This is a genomic window from Candidatus Poriferisocius sp., assembly GCF_965202595.1.
Lineage (GTDB): Bacteria > Actinomycetota > Acidimicrobiia > Acidimicrobiales > Bin134 > Poriferisocius.
In genome coordinates, this window is record NZ_OZ241836.1 from 2,886,681 (window position 1) to 2,907,818 (window position 21,138).

General features: G+C 63.3%; 21 protein-coding genes, 1 tRNA gene and 1 other RNA gene. 9 read left to right on the forward strand and 14 right to left on the reverse strand.

What is annotated here, in order from left to right; genetic code table 11:
- Nucleotides 1-239: 239 nt before the first annotated feature.
- Nucleotides 240-632, forward strand: a complete 393-nt coding sequence (locus ACOGXC_RS13075) for a hypothetical protein (RefSeq protein WP_419918608.1) — start codon at nt 240-242, stop codon at nt 630-632.
- A 34-nt stretch (nt 633-666) separates the two neighbouring features.
- On the opposite strand, the gene ACOGXC_RS13080 is transcribed toward ACOGXC_RS13075, so the two are convergent.
- Genes ACOGXC_RS13080 through ACOGXC_RS13095 form a run of 4 tightly spaced genes read right to left on the reverse strand, consistent with a single transcriptional unit; the run spans nt 667 to nt 5,469 of the window.
- The gene (locus tag ACOGXC_RS13080; protein ID WP_419918609.1) at nt 667-2,382 is read right to left on the reverse strand and encodes an acyl-CoA dehydrogenase; all 1,716 of its coding nucleotides are present in this window, start codon (nt 2,380-2,382) and stop codon (nt 667-669) included.
- A 27-nt stretch (nt 2,383-2,409) separates the two neighbouring features.
- Complete coding sequence (gene meaB / locus ACOGXC_RS13085) at nt 2,410-3,420, reverse strand: methylmalonyl Co-A mutase-associated GTPase MeaB (protein WP_419918610.1); 1,011 nt, start codon at nt 3,418-3,420, stop codon at nt 2,410-2,412.
- Entirely contained in the window at nt 3,417-3,899 is a 483-nt protein-coding gene (locus ACOGXC_RS13090) for a cobalamin B12-binding domain-containing protein (RefSeq protein ID WP_419918611.1), read from the reverse strand. Before ACOGXC_RS13090 ends, meaB begins: the two co-directional genes overlap by 4 nt.
- Before the next feature lie 4 nt (nt 3,900-3,903).
- Nucleotides 3,904-5,469, reverse strand: coding sequence for an acyl-CoA mutase large subunit family protein (locus ACOGXC_RS13095; protein ID WP_419918612.1), 1,566 nt, complete (start codon nt 5,467-5,469; stop codon nt 3,904-3,906).
- Nucleotides 5,470-5,641: 172 nt separating this feature from the next.
- Between ACOGXC_RS13095 and ACOGXC_RS13100 the strand changes: the two genes are divergently transcribed.
- The 5 genes from ACOGXC_RS13100 (at nt 5,642) to ACOGXC_RS13120 (ending at nt 8,563) form a co-directional block, all read left to right on the forward strand.
- Nucleotides 5,642-6,034, forward strand: a complete 393-nt coding sequence (locus ACOGXC_RS13100; RefSeq protein WP_419918613.1) for a nuclear transport factor 2 family protein — start codon at nt 5,642-5,644, stop codon at nt 6,032-6,034.
- 169 nt (nt 6,035-6,203) lie between these two features.
- Nucleotides 6,204-7,388 (forward strand): amidohydrolase family protein, encoded by a 1,185-nt coding sequence (locus ACOGXC_RS13105; RefSeq protein WP_419918614.1) that lies wholly within the window; start codon nt 6,204-6,206, stop codon nt 7,386-7,388.
- 8 nt (nt 7,389-7,396) lie between these two features.
- Nucleotides 7,397-7,522 (forward strand): hypothetical protein, encoded by a 126-nt coding sequence (locus tag ACOGXC_RS13110; RefSeq protein ID WP_419918615.1) that lies wholly within the window; start codon nt 7,397-7,399, stop codon nt 7,520-7,522.
- A complete protein-coding gene (locus tag ACOGXC_RS13115) occupies nt 7,519-8,295 on the forward strand; it encodes an SDR family NAD(P)-dependent oxidoreductase (RefSeq protein WP_419918616.1) in 777 nt (258 codons plus the stop codon). The genes ACOGXC_RS13110 and ACOGXC_RS13115 overlap by 4 nt, the downstream gene beginning before the upstream one ends.
- A gap of 13 nt (nt 8,296-8,308) precedes the next feature.
- The gene (locus tag ACOGXC_RS13120) at nt 8,309-8,563 is read left to right on the forward strand and encodes a MazG nucleotide pyrophosphohydrolase domain-containing protein (RefSeq protein WP_419918617.1); all 255 of its coding nucleotides are present in this window, start codon (nt 8,309-8,311) and stop codon (nt 8,561-8,563) included.
- Nucleotides 8,564-8,649: 86 nt separating this feature from the next.
- Here ACOGXC_RS13120 and ACOGXC_RS13125 read toward each other — a convergent pair whose 3' ends face one another.
- A complete protein-coding gene (locus ACOGXC_RS13125; RefSeq protein WP_419918618.1) occupies nt 8,650-9,669 on the reverse strand; it encodes an aspartate-semialdehyde dehydrogenase in 1,020 nt (339 codons plus the stop codon).
- A 93-nt stretch (nt 9,670-9,762) separates the two neighbouring features.
- A complete protein-coding gene (locus ACOGXC_RS13130) occupies nt 9,763-10,977 on the reverse strand; it encodes an aspartate kinase (RefSeq protein WP_419918619.1) in 1,215 nt (404 codons plus the stop codon).
- Between the two features lie 166 nt (nt 10,978-11,143).
- Here ACOGXC_RS13130 and ACOGXC_RS13135 point away from each other — a divergent pair, with 166 nt between their 5' ends.
- Nucleotides 11,144-12,058: a peptidylprolyl isomerase gene (locus tag ACOGXC_RS13135; protein WP_419918620.1), complete on the forward strand. Its 915-nt coding sequence runs from the start codon at nt 11,144-11,146 to the stop codon at nt 12,056-12,058.
- Nucleotides 12,059-12,428: 370 nt separating this feature from the next.
- The gene (gene aat / locus ACOGXC_RS13140; protein WP_419918621.1) at nt 12,429-13,097 is read left to right on the forward strand and encodes a leucyl/phenylalanyl-tRNA--protein transferase; all 669 of its coding nucleotides are present in this window, start codon (nt 12,429-12,431) and stop codon (nt 13,095-13,097) included.
- Here the strand turns inward: aat and ACOGXC_RS13145 are convergent.
- The 7 genes from ACOGXC_RS13145 to ffs all read right to left on the reverse strand — a co-directional run bounded on the left by ACOGXC_RS13145 (nt 13,094) and on the right by ffs (nt 19,670).
- The gene (locus ACOGXC_RS13145; protein ID WP_419918622.1) at nt 13,094-13,705 is read right to left on the reverse strand and encodes an MOSC domain-containing protein; all 612 of its coding nucleotides are present in this window, start codon (nt 13,703-13,705) and stop codon (nt 13,094-13,096) included. The two genes, aat and ACOGXC_RS13145, sit on opposite strands and share 4 nt — an antisense overlap.
- On the reverse strand, nt 13,663-13,863 hold the full coding sequence (locus ACOGXC_RS13150; protein ID WP_419918623.1) for a hypothetical protein: 201 nt from the start codon (nt 13,861-13,863) through the stop codon (nt 13,663-13,665). Before ACOGXC_RS13150 ends, ACOGXC_RS13145 begins: the two co-directional genes overlap by 43 nt.
- 8 nt (nt 13,864-13,871) lie before the next feature.
- Nucleotides 13,872-15,428, reverse strand: coding sequence for an acyl-CoA carboxylase subunit beta (locus ACOGXC_RS13155; RefSeq protein WP_419918624.1), 1,557 nt, complete (start codon nt 15,426-15,428; stop codon nt 13,872-13,874).
- 93 nt (nt 15,429-15,521) lie between these two features.
- Entirely contained in the window at nt 15,522-16,406 is an 885-nt protein-coding gene (locus tag ACOGXC_RS13160; protein WP_419918625.1) for a 5'-3' exonuclease, read from the reverse strand.
- Between the two features lie 255 nt (nt 16,407-16,661).
- Nucleotides 16,662-17,273 carry a recombination mediator RecR gene (recR, locus tag ACOGXC_RS13165; protein WP_419918626.1) on the reverse strand — a complete coding sequence of 204 codons (612 nt, stop codon included), beginning with the start codon at nt 17,271-17,273 and terminating at the stop codon, nt 16,662-16,664.
- Nucleotides 17,274-17,378: 105 nt separating this feature from the next.
- On the reverse strand, nt 17,379-19,451 hold the full coding sequence (gene dnaX, locus ACOGXC_RS13170) for a DNA polymerase III subunit gamma/tau (protein ID WP_419918627.1): 2,073 nt from the start codon (nt 19,449-19,451) through the stop codon (nt 17,379-17,381).
- A gap of 120 nt (nt 19,452-19,571) precedes the next feature.
- An RNA gene (gene ffs, locus ACOGXC_RS13175) (signal recognition particle sRNA small type) lies at nt 19,572-19,670 on the reverse strand.
- 96 nt (nt 19,671-19,766) lie between these two features.
- Here ffs and ACOGXC_RS13180 point away from each other — a divergent pair.
- Nucleotides 19,767-19,851: transfer RNA gene (locus ACOGXC_RS13180), tRNA-Ser, on the forward strand.
- A gap of 49 nt (nt 19,852-19,900) precedes the next feature.
- Here the strand turns inward: ACOGXC_RS13180 and ACOGXC_RS13185 are convergent.
- On the reverse strand, nt 19,901-21,067 hold the full coding sequence (locus ACOGXC_RS13185; protein WP_419918628.1) for an RNA-binding domain-containing protein: 1,167 nt from the start codon (nt 21,065-21,067) through the stop codon (nt 19,901-19,903).
- Between the last annotated feature and the right edge of the window lie 71 nt (nt 21,068-21,138).

Sequence of the window (21,138 nt, forward strand, 5' to 3'; positions counted from 1 at the left end):
CAAATCGCAATATTGACCAACGCCCTATCGTAGTGAGTATTGTGGCTCATGTTGTTGATGTGGTCAATGAATTGATGGGTGAACGGTCATCGGCTGTGTCTGATACCGTCACCGGCTGTATTGGATGCTGGTGGTTTCCCAGGGTTCGGCTGTATTGGATGCTGGTGGTTTCCCAGGGTTCGGCTGTATTGGATGCTGGTGGTTTCCCAGGGTTCTCCCGTGCTGGGTACCCTGAGGCGGTGGTCGAGTTGTTGAACCGCCGGGAACGGGTCGTTCTGGCCGAGGATCTAGCCGGGGTTGCCGAGGGAACTCCCGGTGAGGTGATCCTTCATACCGGCATGCGCTGGGTACGCTACTGGGTGCGGTTCGACACCGGGGCGGAGCGAGGCTCCATCCACCGCGACAAGCTGGTGCGCGAGGACCAGTGGGAGAACTTCCTGGCCAACCGGGCCGAGGCTGCCGAGCAAACCGCCAGTCCCGAGGTTGCTGCGGGTACCGAACCCGAGGAGCTGCCGATCCAGGGCACCGACAATGGTGCGGGTGGTGATCCAGATCCAGTTGTGAACGGAGTTGCGGTACCGCCCCATCTGCTGGCCCGTAGTGCCTCGGCTCGTCAACGGCTGGGGGGTTGATCGGAAACCAGCCGGTTTCTGCTCGCCCTCTCCTCTATTCCAGGGCGGCGATGCCGGAGGTGGCCGCGGGTAGCAATGCCGGGGCCATGGGAAGAATCTGGTCGAGGTAGAAGCGGCTGGAGGTTTGCTTGGCGGTCCAGAACCCTGATCGGTGGGGTTCGGTTGGGCCGAGTCGATGGGCTGCTTCCCATGTCCGGGCCATGATCCAACCACCGATGGTGATCCCCATCATCTGAAGAAACGGGGTGGCCCCGGCCAGAGCGTCGTCGCCGGGGTGGTCGCCCAACCAGCGGGCGGCCTCGGCAACGGCGTCGGCGGCCCGGTCGAGATTCCTGTCGAGGCCGCCCATCTCGGCCAGCAACTCGGCCAGCACCACACCACCCCCCAGAGAGATCTTGCGGCCGACCAGGTCGATGGCCTGAATGCCGTTGGTGCCCTCGTAGATGGGGGCGATGCGGCTGTCGCGCCAGTGTTGGGCCGCACCGGTTTCCTCGATGAACCCCATGCCGCCGTGCACCTGGATGCCCAGCGATGCCACCTCGACCCCCTGGTCGGAGCACCAGGCTTTCGCCACCGGGGTGAGCAACTCGGACCGCTGCTGGGATTGCCGGCGGCATACCGGATCGGGGTGGTGGGCGGCCCGGTCGGCTGCGGCCGCGTTGAGATGGAGCAAGCCTCGCATGGCTTCGATGCGGGCTCGCATGTCCAGCAACATCCGGCGCACGTCGGGGTGCTGGTTGATGGGGGCCTGCATGCCGGATCCGGTGCCGGGGCGGCGACCCTGGCGCCGTTCGGCGGCAAAGGCGGATGCTTGCTGGTAGGCCCGCTCGGCAATGGCCAGGCCCTCGAGACCCACCAGAAGGCGAGCCTTGTTCATCATGGTGAACATGTGGTGCATACCCTGGTGTTCCTCGCCGACCAGTTCGCCGACCGCGCCGTCCAGTTCCATTACGCAAGTGGGGCTGGCATGGATGCCGACCTTGCGCTCGAGCCCGATGCACCGGATGGCGTTGCGCTCACCCAAAGCACCGTCCTTCGTTACCCGGTACTTGGGCACGATGAACAGGGAAATGCCCCGGGTGCCGTCCGGTGCGCCGGGAGTGCGGGCCAGCACGCAATGGACGATGTTCTCGGCCATGTCGTGCTCGCCCCAGGTGATGAAGATCTTCTGACCCCACAGGTGGTAGCTGCCGTCGGCCTGGGGTTCGGCCCGAGCGGTCAAAGCACCGACATCGGAGCCGGCCTGGGGTTCGGTCAGCAACATGGTGCCGGTCCACGTCCCGCTGATCAGCGGGGGCAGCCAGCGACGTTGCTGCTCGGGACGGCCATGAGCGCCTATCGCGCCGATGGCACTCTGGCTAAGCATCGGGCACAAAGACAGCGCCATGTTGGCTGAGGCGACCATCTCCTGAATGGCGATGTCAACGGTCAGGGGGAACCCGGCGCCACCGTATTCGGGGGGGGCCGACACCGCGATCCAGCCCCCGGCGATGAACTGCTGGTAGGCGGGACGGAAACCCTCGGGAACAACGACGTTACCGTTGCCGTCGAGCACGCTTCCGGTTCGGTCACCTGCTTGGTTGGTGGGGGCGATGACCTCGGAGGCGAGGCGGCCGGCCTCGGTCAGCAGATCCTCGGTCTGGTCCAGACCCGTATCGGACCAGTGGGGTATCTGGGCCAGATCGCCCAGTCCGGCGATGTGGTGTAGTGCGAAGAAGATGTCTTCCAACGGAGGGGTGTAATCACTCATGGCAGCCTCCCGGTGCGATGGATGGTCTTATACGGGTTTATCGGGGTGACTGCCGGGGTTCAGCGTGGTGGTCACCCCCGGTGGGGGCGATGCTGTCCGGGCCAACGCCGCCAGCACCTGATCGGCGGCCGTGGCGGGAGAGGTTTCCCCAAGGTCCACCTGCTCAAGGGTGGCCTCCCCCCACTCGCTTTTGAGGATCTGATCAACCCGGTCCCGCAGGCCGAGTTGGATCCGGCCGGCCAGTTCGTCCCGGTGGCGGCGGTGGCGGCACCGGTTCAGCTCGCCGGTTTCGTGGAGATGGGTGGTGTGGCGTTGGATCTCCGTCCAAAGGTTGTCAATGCCCTCCCCCTCGGTGGCCGTGGTCAACATGATGGGGGCCCGCCAGGCGTGCTCCCGGTGACCGAGGTCCAGCATCAGCTCCAGATCCCGGCGGGCGCCGCGGGCATCGGGCCGGTCGGCCTTGTTCACCACGAACACATCGGCCACCTCCAGGAGTCCGGCTTTGTTGGCCTGGACGGCATCGCCCCAACCGGGGGTGACCACCACCACGGTGGTATCGGCCGCGGCGGCAATGGCCACCTCAACCTGGCCGACCCCCACGGTCTCCACCAGGATCGGGTCATGGCCGGCGGCATCGAGCACTCGGATGGCATCGGGGACGGCCACCGCCAGCCCGCCGGCGTGGCCCCGGGTGGCCATCGATCGGATGAAGGTAGCGCTGCCGGCATGGTTGTCCATGCGGATGCGGTCGCCCAGGATGGCCCCACCGGTCAATGGTGAGCTGGGGTCGATGGCCAGGATGGCTGGGCGAGCCGCCCCGCAAATCGCCGCCAATCTTCCGGTTAGGGTGGATTTACCTGTCCCCGGAGCACCGGTGATTCCCACTATCCGGGCCTGCCCGGCGCGGCGACCGGCCCGCTCGGATACCGCGGCCCCGGTGTCACCCTGCCTCTCCACCATGGTGAGCAGCTTGCCCAGGGCTCGCCGGTCGCCATCGGTGGCTGCCTCGAACAGCTCGATGAGCAAGTCGTCGTTCACCGGGTGATGGGTTCATTGGTGACAGCCGCTCTCACGGTGGCCACCACTTCTTCTGCGGCTGCGCCAGGGCCCAGTACTGCGGCCACCCCGGCATCAATGAGGGTGGTGATATCGCCGCTGGGCACGATCCCGCCGATCACCACCGGGATGTCCAGGCCGGCCTCGGCAACCGCATTCACCATCCGGGGTGCCAGCGTGAGGTGGCCGGCGTTGTGCATGGACAGGCCGATGGCATCGGCATCCTCCTGCTCGCATGCGGCCACGATGCTATCGGTGGTTTGTCGCAGGCCCAGGTAGATCACCTCCATGCCGGCATCCCGTAGCGTGCGAGCCACCACCTTCAGCCCCCGGTCGTGACCATCGAACCCGAGCTTGGCCAATACGACCCGGATTGGGGTTTCCCGGTTCGGGGTGGGGGTGTCCTCGGTGGGGGTTTTCGGGGTGGGGGTTTGCGGTTGGTTGGTCGGGGGCTCGCTCATTGGCCTACACCACTGCGGTTTCGACGTAGGTGCCGAACACCGACTCCAGCGCGGCGACTATCTCACCCTCGGTGGCATAGGTCCGCACCGTGTCAATGATCGGGGGCATGAGGTTGACATCGGGCTGGCGAGCGGCCTCGATCAGGGCATCCAGGGAGGCTCTGACCGCATTGTTGTCGCGATCGCCTCGAACCCGATCCAACCGCTTGAGCTGCATCTCCTCGGTGTCATTGCCGATGGTCAGCAGGCGGGCTTGTTCATCGGCACCCTCGGTGAACTCGTTGACCCCCACGATGATGCGTCGCCCGGCATTGATCTCCCGCTCGAACCGGTATGCCGCGTCGGCGATCTCCCCCACGAAGTAACCGTCCTCTATGCCGGCGTAGACCCCCTCCAGCATGGAGCCGTTGCCGAGCCGGTGGATGTGGTCGAAGATCTCGTTGGCCCGGCGCTCGATCTCATCGGTCATCCACTCCACGAAGTGGGACCCGCCCAGGGGATCCACCACCGAGGCGGTCCCGGTCTCGTGAGCCAGGATCTGCTGGGTGCGAAGGGCGATGCGGGCGGCCTTCTCGGTGGGCAGGGCCAGGGCTTCGTCGTAGGAATCGGTGTGCAGGCTCTGGGTGCCGCCCAGAACGGCGGAAAGAGCTTGGACAGCCACCCGGGCAATGTTGTTCTCCGGTTGTTGGGCGGTCAGGGAGACACCGGCGGTCTGGGTATGGAACCGGCACATGAGTGATTTGGGATTGATGGCACCGTATCGCTCCTTCATCCAGGTGGCCCAGATGCGGCGGGCGGCCCGGAACTTGCCGATCTCCTCGAAGAAGTCGCTGTGGGCGTTGAAGAAGAACGAAAGGCGGGGAGCGAAGGCATCCACATCCAGGCCGGCGGCGATGGCGGCCTCCACGTAGGCGAACCCGTTGCCCAGGGTGAAGGCCAGCTCCTGGGCGGCAGTGGAACCAGCCTCGCGTATGTGGTAGCCGGAGATGGAAACCGGGTGCCAGCGGGGCATTTCCGCGGTGGTGAACCGGATGAGATCGGTAATCAGTCGCACCGATGGGCGAGGCGGAAAGATGTACTCCTTCTGGGCCTGGTACTCCTTCAGGATGTCGTTCTGGATGGTGCCACCGAGTTCGGCCCGGCTCACGCCGTTCTGCTCGGCCACTGCGATGTACATGGCCATGGCGATGACGGCCGGCCCGTTGATGGTCATCGAAGTGGTGACCTTGCCGAGATCTATGCCTGCGAACAGATCCTCCATGTCGGCCAGGGTGTCCACCGCCACCCCGGCTCGACCGACCTCACCCTCCGACCACTCGTGATCGGAGTCCCGGCCCATGAGGGTGGGCATGTCGAACGCGGTGGACAGCCCCGTCCCACCGGCGTTCAGCAGGGCATGGAACCGGGCGTTGGTGTCGGTGGCAGTGCCGAACCCGGCGAACATGCGCATGGTCCACAATTTGCCCTGGTAACCCGAGGGGTAGAGCCCCCTGGTATAAGGGTACTCGCCCGGCTGCAAACCATCGCCGAAGGCGGAATCGAGAGGGATTCCCGACATTGTCTCGACCATGGGCCAACTATATCAAGGAAGTCCGATAGTTGGAACTACAACTAAAGGGGTTGATGGTGCAAACGCCAGCAGTGCTCGGCCCGGATTTATCCGGGATATGGAGGTTGTGTCGGGGGTGCGGATTTATCCGGGATATGGAGGTTGTGTCGGGGGTGCGGTTAGCCTTTCGCTGATGAGCGGAGATGATGCTGCGATCAGGAACTTGGTAACCAGACTGGCTCAGTTGGCTGACGGGGGCGATCTGGATGAGTACGTGGACCTGTTCACGGCTGATGCCCGGTGGGAGATGCCGGGGGCAAATCTGGAGGGGCGGGAGAGCTTGCGCGCTGGTGCGGTTGAGCGTCGGGCGGCCGGGAATGTCGGCCCAGGGAGCAACACCCGCCACGTGATCACCACCCAGGTGGTGACGGTGGACGGTGATCGGGCCTTTTCCGATGCCTACTGGCAGTTCTGGGTGAATACGGCCTCCGAACCCTCGGTGGCACTCATGGGCATCTACCGGGATCGGTTGGTGCGTACCGACCGGGGCTGGAAGCTGGCTCAGCGCACCATCTCCTACGGTTAGCAGTTTTTGGACAGCGCTGGTGGGAATGGCTGGTGGTTCCCTCCGGGGTGGTTGCTGAGGGCCGGCCCGGTTGTTGGCCGGGGAAAAGACGGTGGAACAGGCGGAGGCCATTGCACGAGCTGGTGGTGCGCCCCGGCTGTTGGCCGGGGAAAAGGTTTAGCCTGTAGCCATGCTGGTTATTGATGGTGACGGCCACACGATGGAGCCCACCGACCTGTGGGTGGAGCGGATGGATGCTTCCAAATGGGGGGATTGGGTTCCCCAGGCCAGGGGGGAGTTGCTGTTCGGTGAGTTCTGGGTGGGAGGCGAGCTGCGCAGTGGTGGCAAGGAGGCGCTGGATCGGATTTGCGCCAACGCGGGGGTGACCGCCGAGGAGTATCGGGAAGGCTTGTCGATGCTCATGCTCAAGGGCGGTGCCGACCCCGATGCCCGGATCGTGGACATGGATCGGGTGGGAATCGACGCCGCGGTTCTGTACCCCACCAGAACCATGTTCTTCGGACCGGTGGATCCGATTCCGGCACTGGGCAATGCCGAGTTCGTGCGGGACTGCCAGCGGGCTTACAACCAGTGGGTCGCCGATTATTGCGCAACCCACCCCGACCGGCTGTTCGCAGTGGGAGCGGTGCCGCTTCAGGACATCGATCTGGCCGTGGCCGAGGTCGAGTGGATCGCCGGTATGGGGTTGGTGGGGGTGATGATCCGACCATCGGCCTACATCGACGAGCTGCCGCTCAGTCACGAGGTTTACGACCGGTTCTGGGCTGCGTGCCAGGATCATGATCTGGCGGTGGGATTTCACCCCGGCGTGCATGTGGATACCCCCGATGTAATCCGCAAGCTGGGGTTGTGCCGGTTCGACAAGAACTTGCAGATCACCAATGCCGATGTCGATCCGGTGTACGGCGGATCGGGCCTCGGTCAGGCCATCGGTAACACTGCCAACATGATGGTGACCATGGGTCGGATTCTCATGGGTGGGGTGGCGGAGCGGTTCCCTCGCCTGAGGTTCCTGTTCATGGAATCGGGCGGGGGCTGGTGCGCCACCCAGTTGGAGAGGATGGACGAGCAGGTGGAGTCTTTCGCTCTTGAGGGCCGGTGGCTGTCGATGCTGCCCAGCGAGTACTTTTCGCGCCAGTGCTACATCAGCTTCGAGCCGGGAGAGTGGAACCTGGCTGCCTCGGCCACCAAGCTCGGGGTTGATCGGGTGCTGTGGGCATCGGACTACCCCCATCCCGAGTACCACGACGGGGTGGTGGTGGAGTTACGGGAGTCGATAGCCCCGTTGAGCAAGGCCGAGCAGCAGATGATTGCCGGGACCAACGCCGTTGCGGCCTACCGGTTGACCCGGTGAAGGCGGCTATGAGCGGGTTGCTGGGTGGGGTTGGTGCTGAATGGGCGGTGAGCGGGTTGCTGGGTGGGGTTGGTGCTGAATGGGCGGTGAGCGGGTTGCTGGGTGGGGTTGGTGCTGAATGGGGATGGCTATGAGCGGGTCGCTGGCTGGTCGGGTGGCTGTGGTTACCGGTGCCGGCCGGGGTATCGGCCGGGCCATTGCTCTGGGGATGGCCAGTGCGGGGGCGACCGTGGTGGTGTCCTCCCGTACCCGGGAACAACTCGATCAGGTGGTGGCGGCAATAGCGGGGGCGGGGGGCGAGGCCATGGCGGTGGTGGCTGATGCCGCCGACGAGGACCAGGCCCGCCGGCCGGTGCGGGCGGCCGTGTCCGAGTGGGGTCGGGTAGATGTGCTGGTCAACAACGTGGGCGGTTCGACCGGGGGCAACCACGACCCGTTTTCCGGGGATGCCGAGGCGTTCATGGGTACCTTGAGGCTGAACCTGGTTTCGGCGTTCTGGACCAGCCAGGAGGCACTGCCCCCGATGCGGGACCAGGGCCATGGCCGGATCATCAACATTGGTTCGGGAGCGTCCAAGCGGGCCGCGGCCAGCGTGGCCTATACCGCGGCCAAGCACGGTCTCGTCGGCCTGACCAAGCAACTGGCGGTGGCGGCTGCTCCCCATGGCATCACCGTGAACTGCCTGTGCCCGGGCTGGACCAATACATCGCTGGTGGACTTCGAGCGATTGGCCGCAGCCAGGGGGATAAGCGCCGCCCAGGCTCGCGCCGAGGCCGAGGCCGATTGCGCCCAACGCCGGATACTGGAACCCGGTGAGTTGGCTCCGATGGCCGTGATGCTGGCATCGGAGGCCGGTAGGGGCATCACAGGCCAGGTAATCAGTGTGGACGGTGGCTACCGCCTGTGACTATGGAATGAGTATGGAGATAGCAACATTCCAGCAGCTCATGGACGACCTCTACGGAATCCAGGATCGGGAGCGGGGTATACCCGCCACGGTGGCATGGTTGTGCGAGGAGATGGGCGAGCTGGCTCAGGCGGTGCGCAAGGGTGATGACGCCGGGAGATTGCACGAACTCGGGGATGTGCTGGCCTGGCTGGCATCTTTGGCCAACCAGTTGGGGTTGAGCCTGGAGGAAGCAGCGCAGCGGTATCGCGACAACCCGCCCCGCTAGGGCGGCCTGTTGGGGCGGCCTGTTGGGGCGGCCACCAGAAGCAGTTGGACATTGACCGCTTCGCCCCGGAAGCAGCGATATTGTCGCTAGGAAGCGAGCAGCGTTTCGGCGATCTGGACCGCGTTGAGGGCGGCACCCTTGCGGAGGTTGTCGCCGGCCACGAACAGGGCCAAGCCATGGGGCACGGTGGGATCCACCCGAATCCGTCCTACTCGGGTGTGATCGTTGCCCGCAGCGGCCAGCGGGGTGGGGACCTCATCGATCACAACGCCGGGAGCAACCGACAGCAATTCCCGGGCCCGCTGGGGGCTGATGGCGCGGTCGAATTGGGCATTGATGGCCAGGCAGTGGCCGGTGAACACCGGTATCCGCACGCAGGTTGCGCTCACTGCCAGCTCGGGCAGCTCCAGGATCTTGCGGCTCTCCTCCACCAGCTTGCGCTCTTCGGAGGTCTCCCCAGAATTGTCGTCCATCCAGGAGCCGCACTCGGGGATCGCGTTGAAGGCGATGGGTGCCGCGAAAACGGATGCCGCGGGCATCGGGACGGCCCGACCGTCGTGGGTCAGGCCGGAGGCGATATCGGCCACCTTGCGGATTTGCCCGTCCAGCTCTTCGACACCGGCCAGACCGCCCCCGGAGACCGCCTGATACGACGAGATCACCAGGCGGTGCAACCCGGCCTCAACGGCCAGAGGCTTTAGGACCGGCATGGCCACCATGGTGGTGCAGTTGGGGTTGGCCACAATCCCCCTGGGAATGTGGCTGAGAGCGTGGGCGTTCACCTCGGGTACCACCAGGGGCACATTGGGGTCCATCCGCCATGCCGAGGAGTTGTCGATCACCGTGGCCCCGGCCTCGGCCACCCGTGGTGCCAACTGCCGGGAGGTGGCACCCCCGGCAGAGAACAGAGCTATGTCCACTCCGCGATAATCGGCAGTGGCGGCATCCTCCACCACCAGGTTGTGATTTCGCCATGACATGGTGCGACCCGCGGAGCGAGTCGAGGCCAGCACCCGCAGCTCGTCAACCGGGAAATCACGCTCATCCAGCAGCCGACGCATTACCCCACCCACCTGACCGGTGGCACCCACAACCGCAACTCTCACGCCACTCATACTACTTTTGACCACTCGGGAACTCGCAGTGGTTATTGGGCTAGGTCGAATGCCCGGTGCAGTTGTGTCGGGAACTCGCAGTGGTTATTGGGCTAGGTCGAATGCCTGGTGCAGTGCTTGTGTAGCGGTATCGGCGTGGTCTTGGCGGATCACGCAGCTTATTCGTATGGGGGAGGTGGAGATCATCTCGATGTTTATCCCGTGCTTGGACAGGGTTTCGAACATGGTGGCAGCCACTCCGGGATGGGACTTCATGCCCGCACCCACCAGACTGATCCGGGCGATGGCGCGGTCGGCGGTCACCCCGGTGGCACCGATATCTTCGGCCACTGTCCGGGTGATGCGCTCGGCCATATCAATATCCCCCTCGGGAACGGTGAACGAGATGTCGGTGATGCCCCGCTCGGAAGCGTTCTGCACGATCATGTCCACGTTCACACCGGCATCGGCCAGCTCCCGGAACAAGATGGCGGCCACCCCGGGGCGGTCGGCCACCCCGGCAATGGTGATCTTGGCCTCCGAGGTGTCGGGGGTCACAGATCGGATGATGGGTTGTTCCATGGAGGGCTCCTCCTTAGCCACCCAGGTTCCCTGCTCCCAGGTGAACGCGGATCGGATGTGCAGTTTGACCCCGTAATTCTGGGCCACCTCGACTGAGCGCATTGCCGGCTTGGGACAGCCCACAGCGGTCATCTCCAGCAACTCGTCGAAGGAGATGGTGAGCAGCTTGCGGGCATCGGTGCACACCCGAGGGTCGGTGGTGAACACCCCGGACACATCGGTGTACAGCTCGCAGGCATCGGCGTTCAGCGTGTGGGCCAGCGCCACCGCGGTGGTGTCGGAGCCGCCCCTACCCAGGAACGTGACATCATCGTCGGTGCTCACCCCCTGTGCCCCGGCCACCACTGGCACCCGGCCGGCATCCAGCGCGGCCCGAACCCGGTGAGGGACGATCTCCAGGATTTTGGCGTTGCTATGGTTGGTGTCGGTGATGAAACCGGCCTGGCTGCCGGTGAGGGAGTCGGCCGGCACTCCCAGATCATGGAGGGCCATGCACACCAGCGCGCAGGCCTTGCGCTCGCCGGCGGTGATGAGCATGTCCATTTCCCGGCCCGGCTGGGTCTGGGACACCGCGGTGGCCAGCGCCAGCAGCTCGTCGGTCTCCTTGCCCATGGCGCTGATCACCAGCACCACCTGATCGCCACGATCCCGGCATCGGCGCACGTGATCGGCCACCTCGCGGATGCGATCGGCGTTGCCCACCGATGTACCCCCGAACTTTTGTACCACTAGGGCCACGGGGGAAAAGCTACCGGCTCCTGGCGCCCGAAGCCGCGATTAAAGCCGGACCGGCGCTGGGGCCACGGGGAAAAGCTACCGGCTCCTGGTGCCCCCTTTGGTGCTTGTTTTTCAAGTTTGCGAGGCTGGTGGGCAATCCGGTGATTGTCGCTCTAGATTTCAAGCGATGGCTACCGACAAGAGGCAGCGTCAGCGAGAGCGTCGCGAACTGGCTAGGCAGCAGACCAGGGTCACCGAGACCCGAAGCCGGTTCCGCTCCGGAGCGTTGCGGTTGTTCCTGGTTGTGCTGGTGATCGCGGTGGCGACTCTCATTCTCTGGTTGATGTTCAAGGATGATGGGGGTGATGGCGATGGTGGCGATGAGGTCGTGGAAACCACTGATGGCGATGGCGATGAGGTCGTGGAAACCACTGATGGCGATGGCGATGGTGGCGATGAGGTCGTAATGTCCGGTGAAACCACCGACCCCACTTCAGAAACGAGCATTGATTTGAGCGCTTGCCCACCCGCCGACGGATCGGGACCGCAGGTCCTGGAGTTCGACAGTCCCCAGCCCATGTGCCTGGATGCATCCAAGCAGTACACCGCGGTGTTCGACACCACTGCGGGGGAGATGCGCGTTGATCTCGACATGGAGAAAACGCCGATCACGGCCAACAACTTTGCGGTACTGGCCCGGTATCACTACTACGACAACACGCTGCTGTTTCGTACCGACCCCGATATTGGCATTATCCAAGGGGGGTCGCCCCACACCAATGACTGGTCCGATCCAGGTCCCGGATACACCATTCCCGATGAGGGTTCTTCGGACTTCAAGTATGAGCCGGGCCAGATCGTGATGGCCCGCACCAGTGCCCCCAACAGCGCCAGTGCCCAGTTCTTCTTCGCTGTGAACGACAAGACTGCTGCGCTCAACAGCTCGGGCACCTACGTGGTGTTCGGTAAGATGGACGGGGAAAGTTTGAAAGTGGCCGAACAGATTCTGGCCAGTCACAAGGAAAGTTCCAACCCGAACCTCCCGGGTGGACCCAACCCTCAAGTAGTCGTCAAGTCGGTGATTGTCGAAGAGTCCGGTTGATCCGGCGGCCGGCGGGACTTCGTTTGCCGTGTCGTCAAGTCGGTGATTGTCGAAGAGTCCGGTTGATCCGGCGGCCGGCGGGACTTCGTTTGCCGTGTCGTCAAGTCGGTGATTGTCGAAGAGTCCGGTTGATCCGGCGGCCGGCGGGACTTCGTTTGCCGTGTCGTCAAGTCGGTGATTGTCGAAGAGTCCGGTTGATCCGGCGGCCGGCGGGACTTCGTTTGCCGTGTCGTCAAGTCGGTGATTGTCGAAGAGTCCGGTTGATCCGGCGGCCGGCGGGACTTCGTTTGCCGTGTCGTCAAGTCGGTGATTGTCGAAGAGTCGGGCTGATCCTTCCCCGGGGGGATTTTGGGTGGGGCAGAGTAGGGGAATGAGACTGGAGCCCGAGCCCAACCGGTGGGCGTTCCCGCCTGCGGACACGGCTGACGAGAACGGTTTGGTCGGTATAGGCGCTGATCTGGCCCCCGGCACCCTGCTGGCGGCCTACCGGACCGGCTTGTTCCCGATGACGCTGGGGGATACCAACAAGCTGGGGTGGTGGTCGCCCGACCCCCGGGGGGTGCTGCCCCTCGATGAGCTGCGGGTGACTCGCTCGCTACGGCGCTCGGTGCAGCGCTACCGGGTTACCGTCGACGTGGCGTTTGCCGATGTGATCGACGCTTGCCGGACAATCGACCGTCCCCACGGCTGGATCACACCGGATATAAGGGAGGCCTACGTCCGGTTGCACCGCCTGGGGTGGGCTCACAGCGTGGAGGCATGGACCCAGGATGGGGAGCTGGTGGGCGGGTTGTACGGGGTATCGATCGGGGGTCTGTTCGCCGGGGAATCCATGTTCCACATCGACCGGGATGCATCCAAGGTGGCCCTGGTCTCCCTGGTGGCCCGGTTGGCTCACGGCAACGTACCCAGATTGCTCGATGTGCAGTGGGCCACCGGGCATCTTCAGACCCTGGGAGTGGTGGAAATTTCTCGCAACGAGTACCTGAGCCGGTTGGAGCGGGCGCTGGAGCAGCCCTTTCCGCCCTGGCGTTGCTAACTCCGTCTCTGGAGTCGGACCGGGTCGCCCTGGCGGATGGGGCCGGGGTGGGCGACGCGGGCGTTAACGCCCCGCAGATTCAGCGCTCGGCCGGTGGGGGAGTTCACGAACCGGAGGGCATCATGGCCGAATCGGGCGGCAAATTTGCCACAGCCGGTGTGAGGCTCGGCGGTGATTTGGATGATGGCCTCACCCACCGCGAGACGGGTACCGGGAGGCAAGGTCTCGGTGCTGAGGTCGAGATCGATGTATAGCTGATCGCCGGCCAGAGCCCAGCGGTCGGTCGGTCCGGCCACCGCAGCCGCGGCCCGGGCACTCATTATGTTCAACTGCATGTCGGGATGAGGGCCACCATCGGGGGTTCTGGAGCTGCCCCGATCTCTCCAGTTGTCACCCTCCAGACCCTCCTGCAAGCTGAGGTGGCCGGTATCCAGGATCTCGCGCTCGTTCACATCGGGCCGGCGCACGATCAACTCCAGCGTGCCGTGGTCGCTGGGGGCCCGGCGGATGTGGTCCAGGGCAAGCTCCAACTCGTCGGGGGTGCGATGGCGAGCGGGATCGGCGGTCATCGTTGCCGGAGCGAACGCTGGTAGCGGGTCGAGGTCCACCAGCGCCCGCTGAAACGCCAGTGGGGAGCGGGGGAAGCAGGAAGCTCGCCGCCGGTGGGATGGGGTAAGAGGGCCTCATAGGCCGCCAGAATGGCAGCCACCTCGCCTTCTGTGGGTTGGGGGATGATGTTCATGGCCGGGCTTTTGTGGATGTTCACGGCCGGGCCTAGAGGGGGATTATTCCGTGTTTGCGGGGCAGCAATTCCTCTCGCTTGGAGCGGAGCATCTCGAATCCGGCTATCACCAGTCGCCGGGTGTCGGCTGGATCGATCACGTCGTCGATGTAGCCCCGCTCGGCGGCGATGTAGGGGTTGGCGTAGCGCTCGGTGTATTCATCCACCAGTTCGGCCCGGCGGGCCGCGGGATCAGCGGCCGACTGGAGCTCCCGCCGGTGGATGATTTCCACTGCTCCCTGCGGTCCCATGACCGCCAGTTCAGCTCCCGGCCATGCGAACGACAGATCGGATCCCACCGACTTGGAGTCCATAACCACGTAGGCTCCGCCATAGGCCTTCCGGGTAATGACCTGGATGCGGGGCACGGTGGCCTCACAGTAGGCGTACAGCAGCTTCGCCCCATGGCGGATGATGCCACCGTGCTCCTGGTCGACGCCGGGCAAAAAGCCGGGTACGTCCACCAGGGTCAAAAGCGGGATGTTGAAGGCATCGCAGGTTCGCACGAAGCGAGCCGCTTTGGACGATGATTCGATGTCCAGCACTCCGGCCAGCACCATGGGTTGGTTGCCCACCACCCCGACCGGGTAGCCGTTCAGCCGGGCGAAGCCGCATACGATGGACTGGGCCCAGTGGGCGTGGTATTCCATGAACTCCCCGTCGTCCACCACCTCCTGTACCACCTTGCGCATGTCGTACGGCAGGTTGGGGCTGTCGGGCAGGATGGTGCGCAGCTCGGTGGTGAGCCGCTCGGGATCGTCGGCAGTGTCAGTGCGGGGAGGTTCCTCCAGGTTGTTGGCCGGCAGGTGGCTGATGAGGAAGCGGACCTCATCCAGCACCTCCTCCTCCGTCTGTCCCACGAAGGTGGCCACCCCCGATTTGGTGGAATGGGAGCGGGCCCCACCCAGCTCCTCCAGGGTGACCTCCTCCCCGGTGACCGTCTTCACCACGTCGGGTCCGGTGATGAACATGTGTGACTTCTCAGCCACCATGAACACGAAGTCGGTCATGGCTGGGCTGTACACCGCTCCGCCGGCGCATGGCCCCAGGATGACGCTGATCTGGGGGATCACCCCCGAGGATCTGACGTTGCGGTGGAAGATGCCACCGTAGGAGTCGAGCGAAACCACACCCTCCTGGATGCGAGCCCCGGCACCGTCGTTGAGACCGATCATCGGTGCTCCCACCGACAGGGCCAGGTCCATCACCTTGTGGATCTTCTCGGCGAACACCTCCCCCAGGGCTCCGCCGAACACGGTGAAGTCCTGGGAGAAGAGGAACACCTTGCGCCCATCGATGGTGCCCCAGCCGGTGATCACGCCATCGGTGTAGGGCCGTTCCTCGATGTTGCTGTCCAGGGCCCGATGGCGGGCCAGCATGTCCAACTCGTGGAAGGAGCCGTTGTCCAGCAGGTACTCGATGCGCTCGCGGGCCAGCATCTTGCCCTTCCCGTGCTGGCGATCCACGGCTCGCTGGGGACCGGCGTGGAGGGCCTCGTGCTTGCGGCGCTCCAAGTCCTCGAGGCGATCCTTCATCGAGTGCTCAGACATGGCCCTGCCAGGCTACATAAGGTTGGGTTGGTTCTTTGTGTTGGGCTCATCGGGGTTCTGCCGGTGGGGTTGGGTTGGTTCTTTGTGTTGGGCTCATTGGGGCCGGTCGTCATCTCTGTGGCGCCTCAGGTTCTCGGTTCGTTCGACAAGATGAGCGCCCCCCAATTTGGCCATCAGCTCCGGGAACTTCGGGGTGGGGCCGGTCCAGGCCATCTCGTCGAGGTGCTCGAAGGTGGGCGCGGTGTAGTCGATGGTGGCGATGCGGCGGAACAGCAGGGCCAGTTCCCGGTTCGCAGCCAGAGTGGCGGCCAGCTTGGATGAGCCTCTCACGCTGATCTCCCACTGGCCCACCGCGTCGGGAATGTTCTCCAGACGGTGGTAGTGCGACAAAACCGTCGCGGTGGATCGGGCTCCCCAGCCCGCCAGGCCGGGGAAACCATCGGTGGTGTCGCCCACCAGGGCCAGGTAGTCGGGAATCGACTCGGGGGTTACCCCGAACTTGGTCACTACTCCGTGGTGGTCGATGAGCTTCTGCCGGCGACGGTCGTACTGCACGATGCGCCCGTCGCCGGTTACGCATTGGGCCAAGTCCTTGTCGGGCGTGCAGATCAGAACCTGTTCCACGCTCGGGTCGAGGGCAGCCTTGCGGGCCGCGGCTCCCAGGGCGTCGTCGGCCTCGTGATCGACCATGGGCCACACGCAGAATCCGGCCGCCGCCAGGGCCTCCTCCACCATTGGAAACTGGGCCATCAGCTCGGGCGGCACCCCGTCGGCGGTTTTGTAGCCGGGCCACAGGTCGTTGCGGAACGATTCGATTACCCGGTCTGTGGCTACCCCTAAGTGGGTGGCCCCGTCCTGTACCAGTTGGAGCATGCTGTGGACCACCCCCAGGGTCGCCCCGTGCTCCCGGTCGCGGTTGCCGGGTGAGAAGTGGTAGCGGAATAGCTCGTAGGTGCCGTCGACCAGGTGGATCCGCACACCCTGACCGTATCCTGTTGGGCAGCCATGACTTGCTGGAAAAGGGGGAGCGCCCTACCTTTTGACCCGGGCCCGGCAGGGTTACCGTTTGATCGGAACCGATCATTTCTTATTACGAATCATCTTTGACTTGACTTTGTTTCGTCATGTTTGTAATGTAAATGAAATAAACAAGCACCGCCTTATGCGTGCCGGTTCCATTGCCCCCCGCCCGGTTCGCTAAGGCGGTGTCTTGTGTTTCGGGACCGGTTCGTCCTAGCCGGCATTGATGCGTCGGCGCCCCTCCAGAGCCCGGCTGAGGGTGAGCTCGTCGGCGTATTCCAGGTCTCCGCCTACGGGAAGACCACTGGCGATGCGGGTGACGGCAACCCCCAGTGGTTCGATGAGGCGGGCCAGGTACATGGCGGTGGCTTCCCCCTCGATGTTGGGATTGGTGCAGCAAATGACCTCGGTGACGTTCTCGTTGTCTATCCGGGCCAGCAGCTCCTTGACCCGGAGCTGATCGGGGCCGATGCCCTCAATGGGATTGATGGCCCCGCCGAGCACATGGTAACGGCCTCGGAACTCACGGGTTTTCTCCAGGGCCACGATGTCGCGAGGTTCCTCCACCACGCACAAGCAGGCTGGATCGCGCCGGGGGTCGGCGCACAGCTCGCATTCGGGGTGCTCGGTGATGTTGAAGCATCGCCGGCAGAACTGGATCCGGGCCTTGGCCTCCTTGATGGCGTCAGCCAGTCTCAGGGCATCCGCTTCGGACCCCTTCAGCAGGTGAAAAGCGATGCGCTGAGCTGATTTGGGACCGATTCCGGGGAGTCGTCCCAACTCGTCGATCAGCACCTGGACCGGAGCGGAGTAAACGTTGCTCATTGTTTGCTCCCGCGGTTTGCCATCGTTCGGCGGTTCACCATTATTCGGCGGTTTCGGGGGTGTTGGACATATGGCCCTCGGAGTTCGGGATCGGGTTTTTTACGGTCAACCCTGGTGGTTGGTGGTGGACGGTGGATCGAAGGTGACAAGTTCGGATCCGGGGAACGCGGCCATGAGGTTGGAGATGGCCTCCTGCATGAAGGTTTCCTCGTCCATGAGCTCGTTGGGGTCGACGATTTGGTTCTCGTCATTGAGGGTCGGGATGGAACTGCTGGTGGACACCCCAAAGTTGGGGGGTGGTGCGGTGCTGTTGTCGTCAATGGTCAGGCGCATCGGAACGGGCCGCCCGAAGTGCGCACTGAGAGCTTTGTCCACCGACTCGCGGACCTCCTCGCATCGATCCAGGTGGATCTGATGGGGGAGGGCAAAAACCACATAGCCGTCGTCGTTGGTCAAAAAGCGGCCGGCCTGGAACCGGCTCCGGGCTTTTTGCGGGAGGTCGGCCAGGATGGTGTCCCCCCAGGCGAGCGTCATCTCCTCACGGCTGGGTACCGCAGCCCCGGAACCGGCCGCCTGAGTATGGGTATCAGTGGTTGTCTCGGGTTCAGTGGAGATATCGGGTTCGGTGGGAGTATGGGTATCAGTGGTTGTCTCGGCATCAGTGGAGATATCGGTATCAGTCATCGTCTCGGGTTCAGTGGAGCTATCGGATTCCGATCCGTCGACCACAGCAGTTTGAGGGGCAAACGTGCTGGCGGCTCGAATAGCTCCCAGCGTGGGTCGCCGGGCGCGATCCTGGGCAGGATCGACTCCCCCGGAACCCTGGCCTGGGTCGGGGACGGAAGTATCAGATGCTCCCTCGATCGGGGCTCCAGGCTCTGCTGGGCTGGTTGGGATGCTGCCGGTCGGCGAGGGCTGGGACTTCCCGGATGGGGACTTGGGCTTAGCCTGCCGGGCTTGGATGTCAGCCATCTTGGCCCGGGCTCTCTCATGGCCGCTGGTGGGGGCGTGGGCTTGGCCCGAACTGGGTGGGGCCGCGGGGCCGGAGGTCGCCCCGGTTTCGCTGATGGGCACTTGGGGGCCGTGATGCTCCAGGCGCTCGACGCGCTCGAGCAGTGCGGCTACATCGGTGTCAAGGTCACGGCGGGTGAGCCGGGCCAGGGCCACTTCCAGATCCACCCTGGGATCGGGGGCCTGACGCATGTCCACCAGAGCAGTCCCCAGCACCTCGAGGGATCGGGTGAGCCGAGCCGGTGAAAGCTTGCCGGCCGTGGTGTGGGCATCGGCCTGCTGAGCATCGGTCAGATAGTTCAAGTCTGCACCCATGGCGCTGAGGAACGCATTGCGAAGCCGGTCGAGCAGGGCTTCGCCGATGATCCTGGGTTCCCGCCCCGACCGCAGGGTTTCATGCAACGCTGTGAAGGCCGGGCCGTAGTCCTGGCTTCCGAGGGCCTCGATGATGGTGTCCACCGCCTCCAGCCGATCGGTTACTCCGCCGGCGTTGACGATCTGCTCGAGGGCCGACAAGGTGTCCCGAGCCGATCCCGCGCCCCGATGGACGGCGTGATTGATGGCATCGCCGTCCACCTCCAGCCCGGCCTGTTCGATGATCCAGCGGGCGTGGTCGGCCAGCACGTCGCCGTCGATGAGGCTGAACTCCAGGTGCTGGGTTCGGCTGCGGATGGTGGGCACGACCTTGTGGGGCTCGGTGGTGCACAGCACGAACACCACATGGTCGGGAGGCTCCTCGAGCGTCTTCAGCAGGGCATTCTCCGCGCCGGAGGTGAGCATGTGAACCTCGTCCAGCACGTAAACCTTGGCCTTACCGGGTGAGCCCATCGCCACCCGGGAGATGAGATCGCGAATGTCGTCCACCTTGTTGTTGGAAGCGGCATCAAGTTCGATGAGGTCGTAAGAGGTGTTGCCGGCGATGTCGATGCACGATTGGCACCGGCCGCAGGGTTCGCCGTCGGAGCTCGAGTCGGTGCAGTTGAGGGCTTTGGCCAGGATGCGGGCGGTGCTGGTCTTGCCGGTTCCCCGAGGACCGCTGAACAAGTAGGCATGGCCGACCCGACCCTGGCGAACTGCGTTCTGGAGGGCCCGGACAACGGACTCCTGGCCTCGCAGTTCGGCAAAGCAGGAGGGTCGGTAACGTCGGTACAGAGCCTGATGGGCCATTGTGCTGACTTTACTCAGACCGAACGACACTCGGTCTCAGTCAGGCCGTGATACCCGGTCGGGAATATGAGGCCAGGCGGTCTGCGACCCAGCCAGGCCGTGATACCCGGTCTCGAAAGTGATGGCCAGGCGGTCTGCGGCACACCCCAGGATCCGCTGAGAGCTGCTGCCTTCCGGCCCTGACTCGGTTCACGGGCTGGCATTGCACAGGACCCGACCATCACATTCCAAACCGGGCGCACGGCCCGCTGGAGCCAGGATAGCGGGAATCGGTGATGGATCGCCCGTCGGAGTGCGATAGTTTTGCCATCTCCCGGAGGGGTGCGAGAGCGGCCGAATCGGCACGCTTGGAAAGCGTGTGTGGCGCAAGTCACCGTGGGTTCGAATCCCACCCCCTCCGCTCGTTGAGTTGGGATGTTGCATGGTGAGGATAGTTATTGAACACGAGATCAGACCCATCCCCAGTGGTTGGATTGATAATGCACCATGTCTTCACCGTGAAGTTGTTTCGTGGCATTGCCTACCCGCACCCAAAACTCACTGTGTTCATTCCCGCCTTGAAATGGCTTAGAAAACACAGGTTTACCGGAAGATGTAACGTGTACAATGCATACACTTTCATTAGAAACTTGCTCAAATTCAACGCGAACAATACCTGCTGTTGAGATAGAAAGATTTGTGTCAAGAAGTTGATGTAGAAAGAGTTCATAGCTGTCCAAATTGGGTCGGTTGCTAAAAGTGTTCAAGTCGTTATCAAGGTCAAGTACATTGCCATTATCATCCACACCTATCAGGAGCTTACCACCTTCGGCATTGAGGAAGCCACACACAGTTTTGGTAATGACATGTTCTATTTTTTTATCAGGTTGCTGGGTGTACATATTCCACCTAGCTGTGGATTTATACTCCAGGCTTTCTGACTCACCTCTGGAAAGCAGATCAGCAAACGTAGAGGATAGTTCAGGCCCTGTAGCATTGTCCCAAAGACGGTCAAAACCATCATGCACCACTCTGGCAATCAAGTTTCGTCGTCTTTCAGTAAATGTCGCATAGTCAAGCTGCTCCCATCCAACTGGAAGAGCATGCCAGTATCGCTGGCGCTCAAGCTGCTCAGGGTTGATATGGCGGGTCATATCCCCCCAGTAGCTGAGCGGATTGTTATTGCTTATAGTGGCATTTTCTGGCCAGTCAATGTATGCCATATTGGCTATAGTGTTGACTAATTTGGTGTCAGTAATTCCCATGGTTGCCAAGTAGTTCTTAGGAAACAAATGATGTCGCTCAATGTTACGTGGAGCGGAAGCTCCTGAATCAAAGCGATCACGAATTCGTACTTCGCTGAACAACAATTCCGCATCAAGAAGATTTAATGATGCCAAGTAAGCAAAAAGTAGAGGTGAACGTGAGGAGGAAGCATCAAGCCGATTTGGAAACGAAATTTCCCAGTAGTCTCCGGTAAAGTTAGAGCGAACAATACGGTCAAGTTCAGCACAGAAGGCTTCCCCATCACCAATGGGTAGGCCCCCAACACGTCCTAAATCTGCTTCCAACTGGGTTTCACTGGATGACGTGTACCGTCCAGTTGTTTGGGACATAAAGAACCAGCGGCCAATCACATTGCGAAGAGTCTTTAGGTCCAAGCCAAAGTTTGGTGGGTTCGGGTACTAGCTTGAGCGCGTCGCCGGTG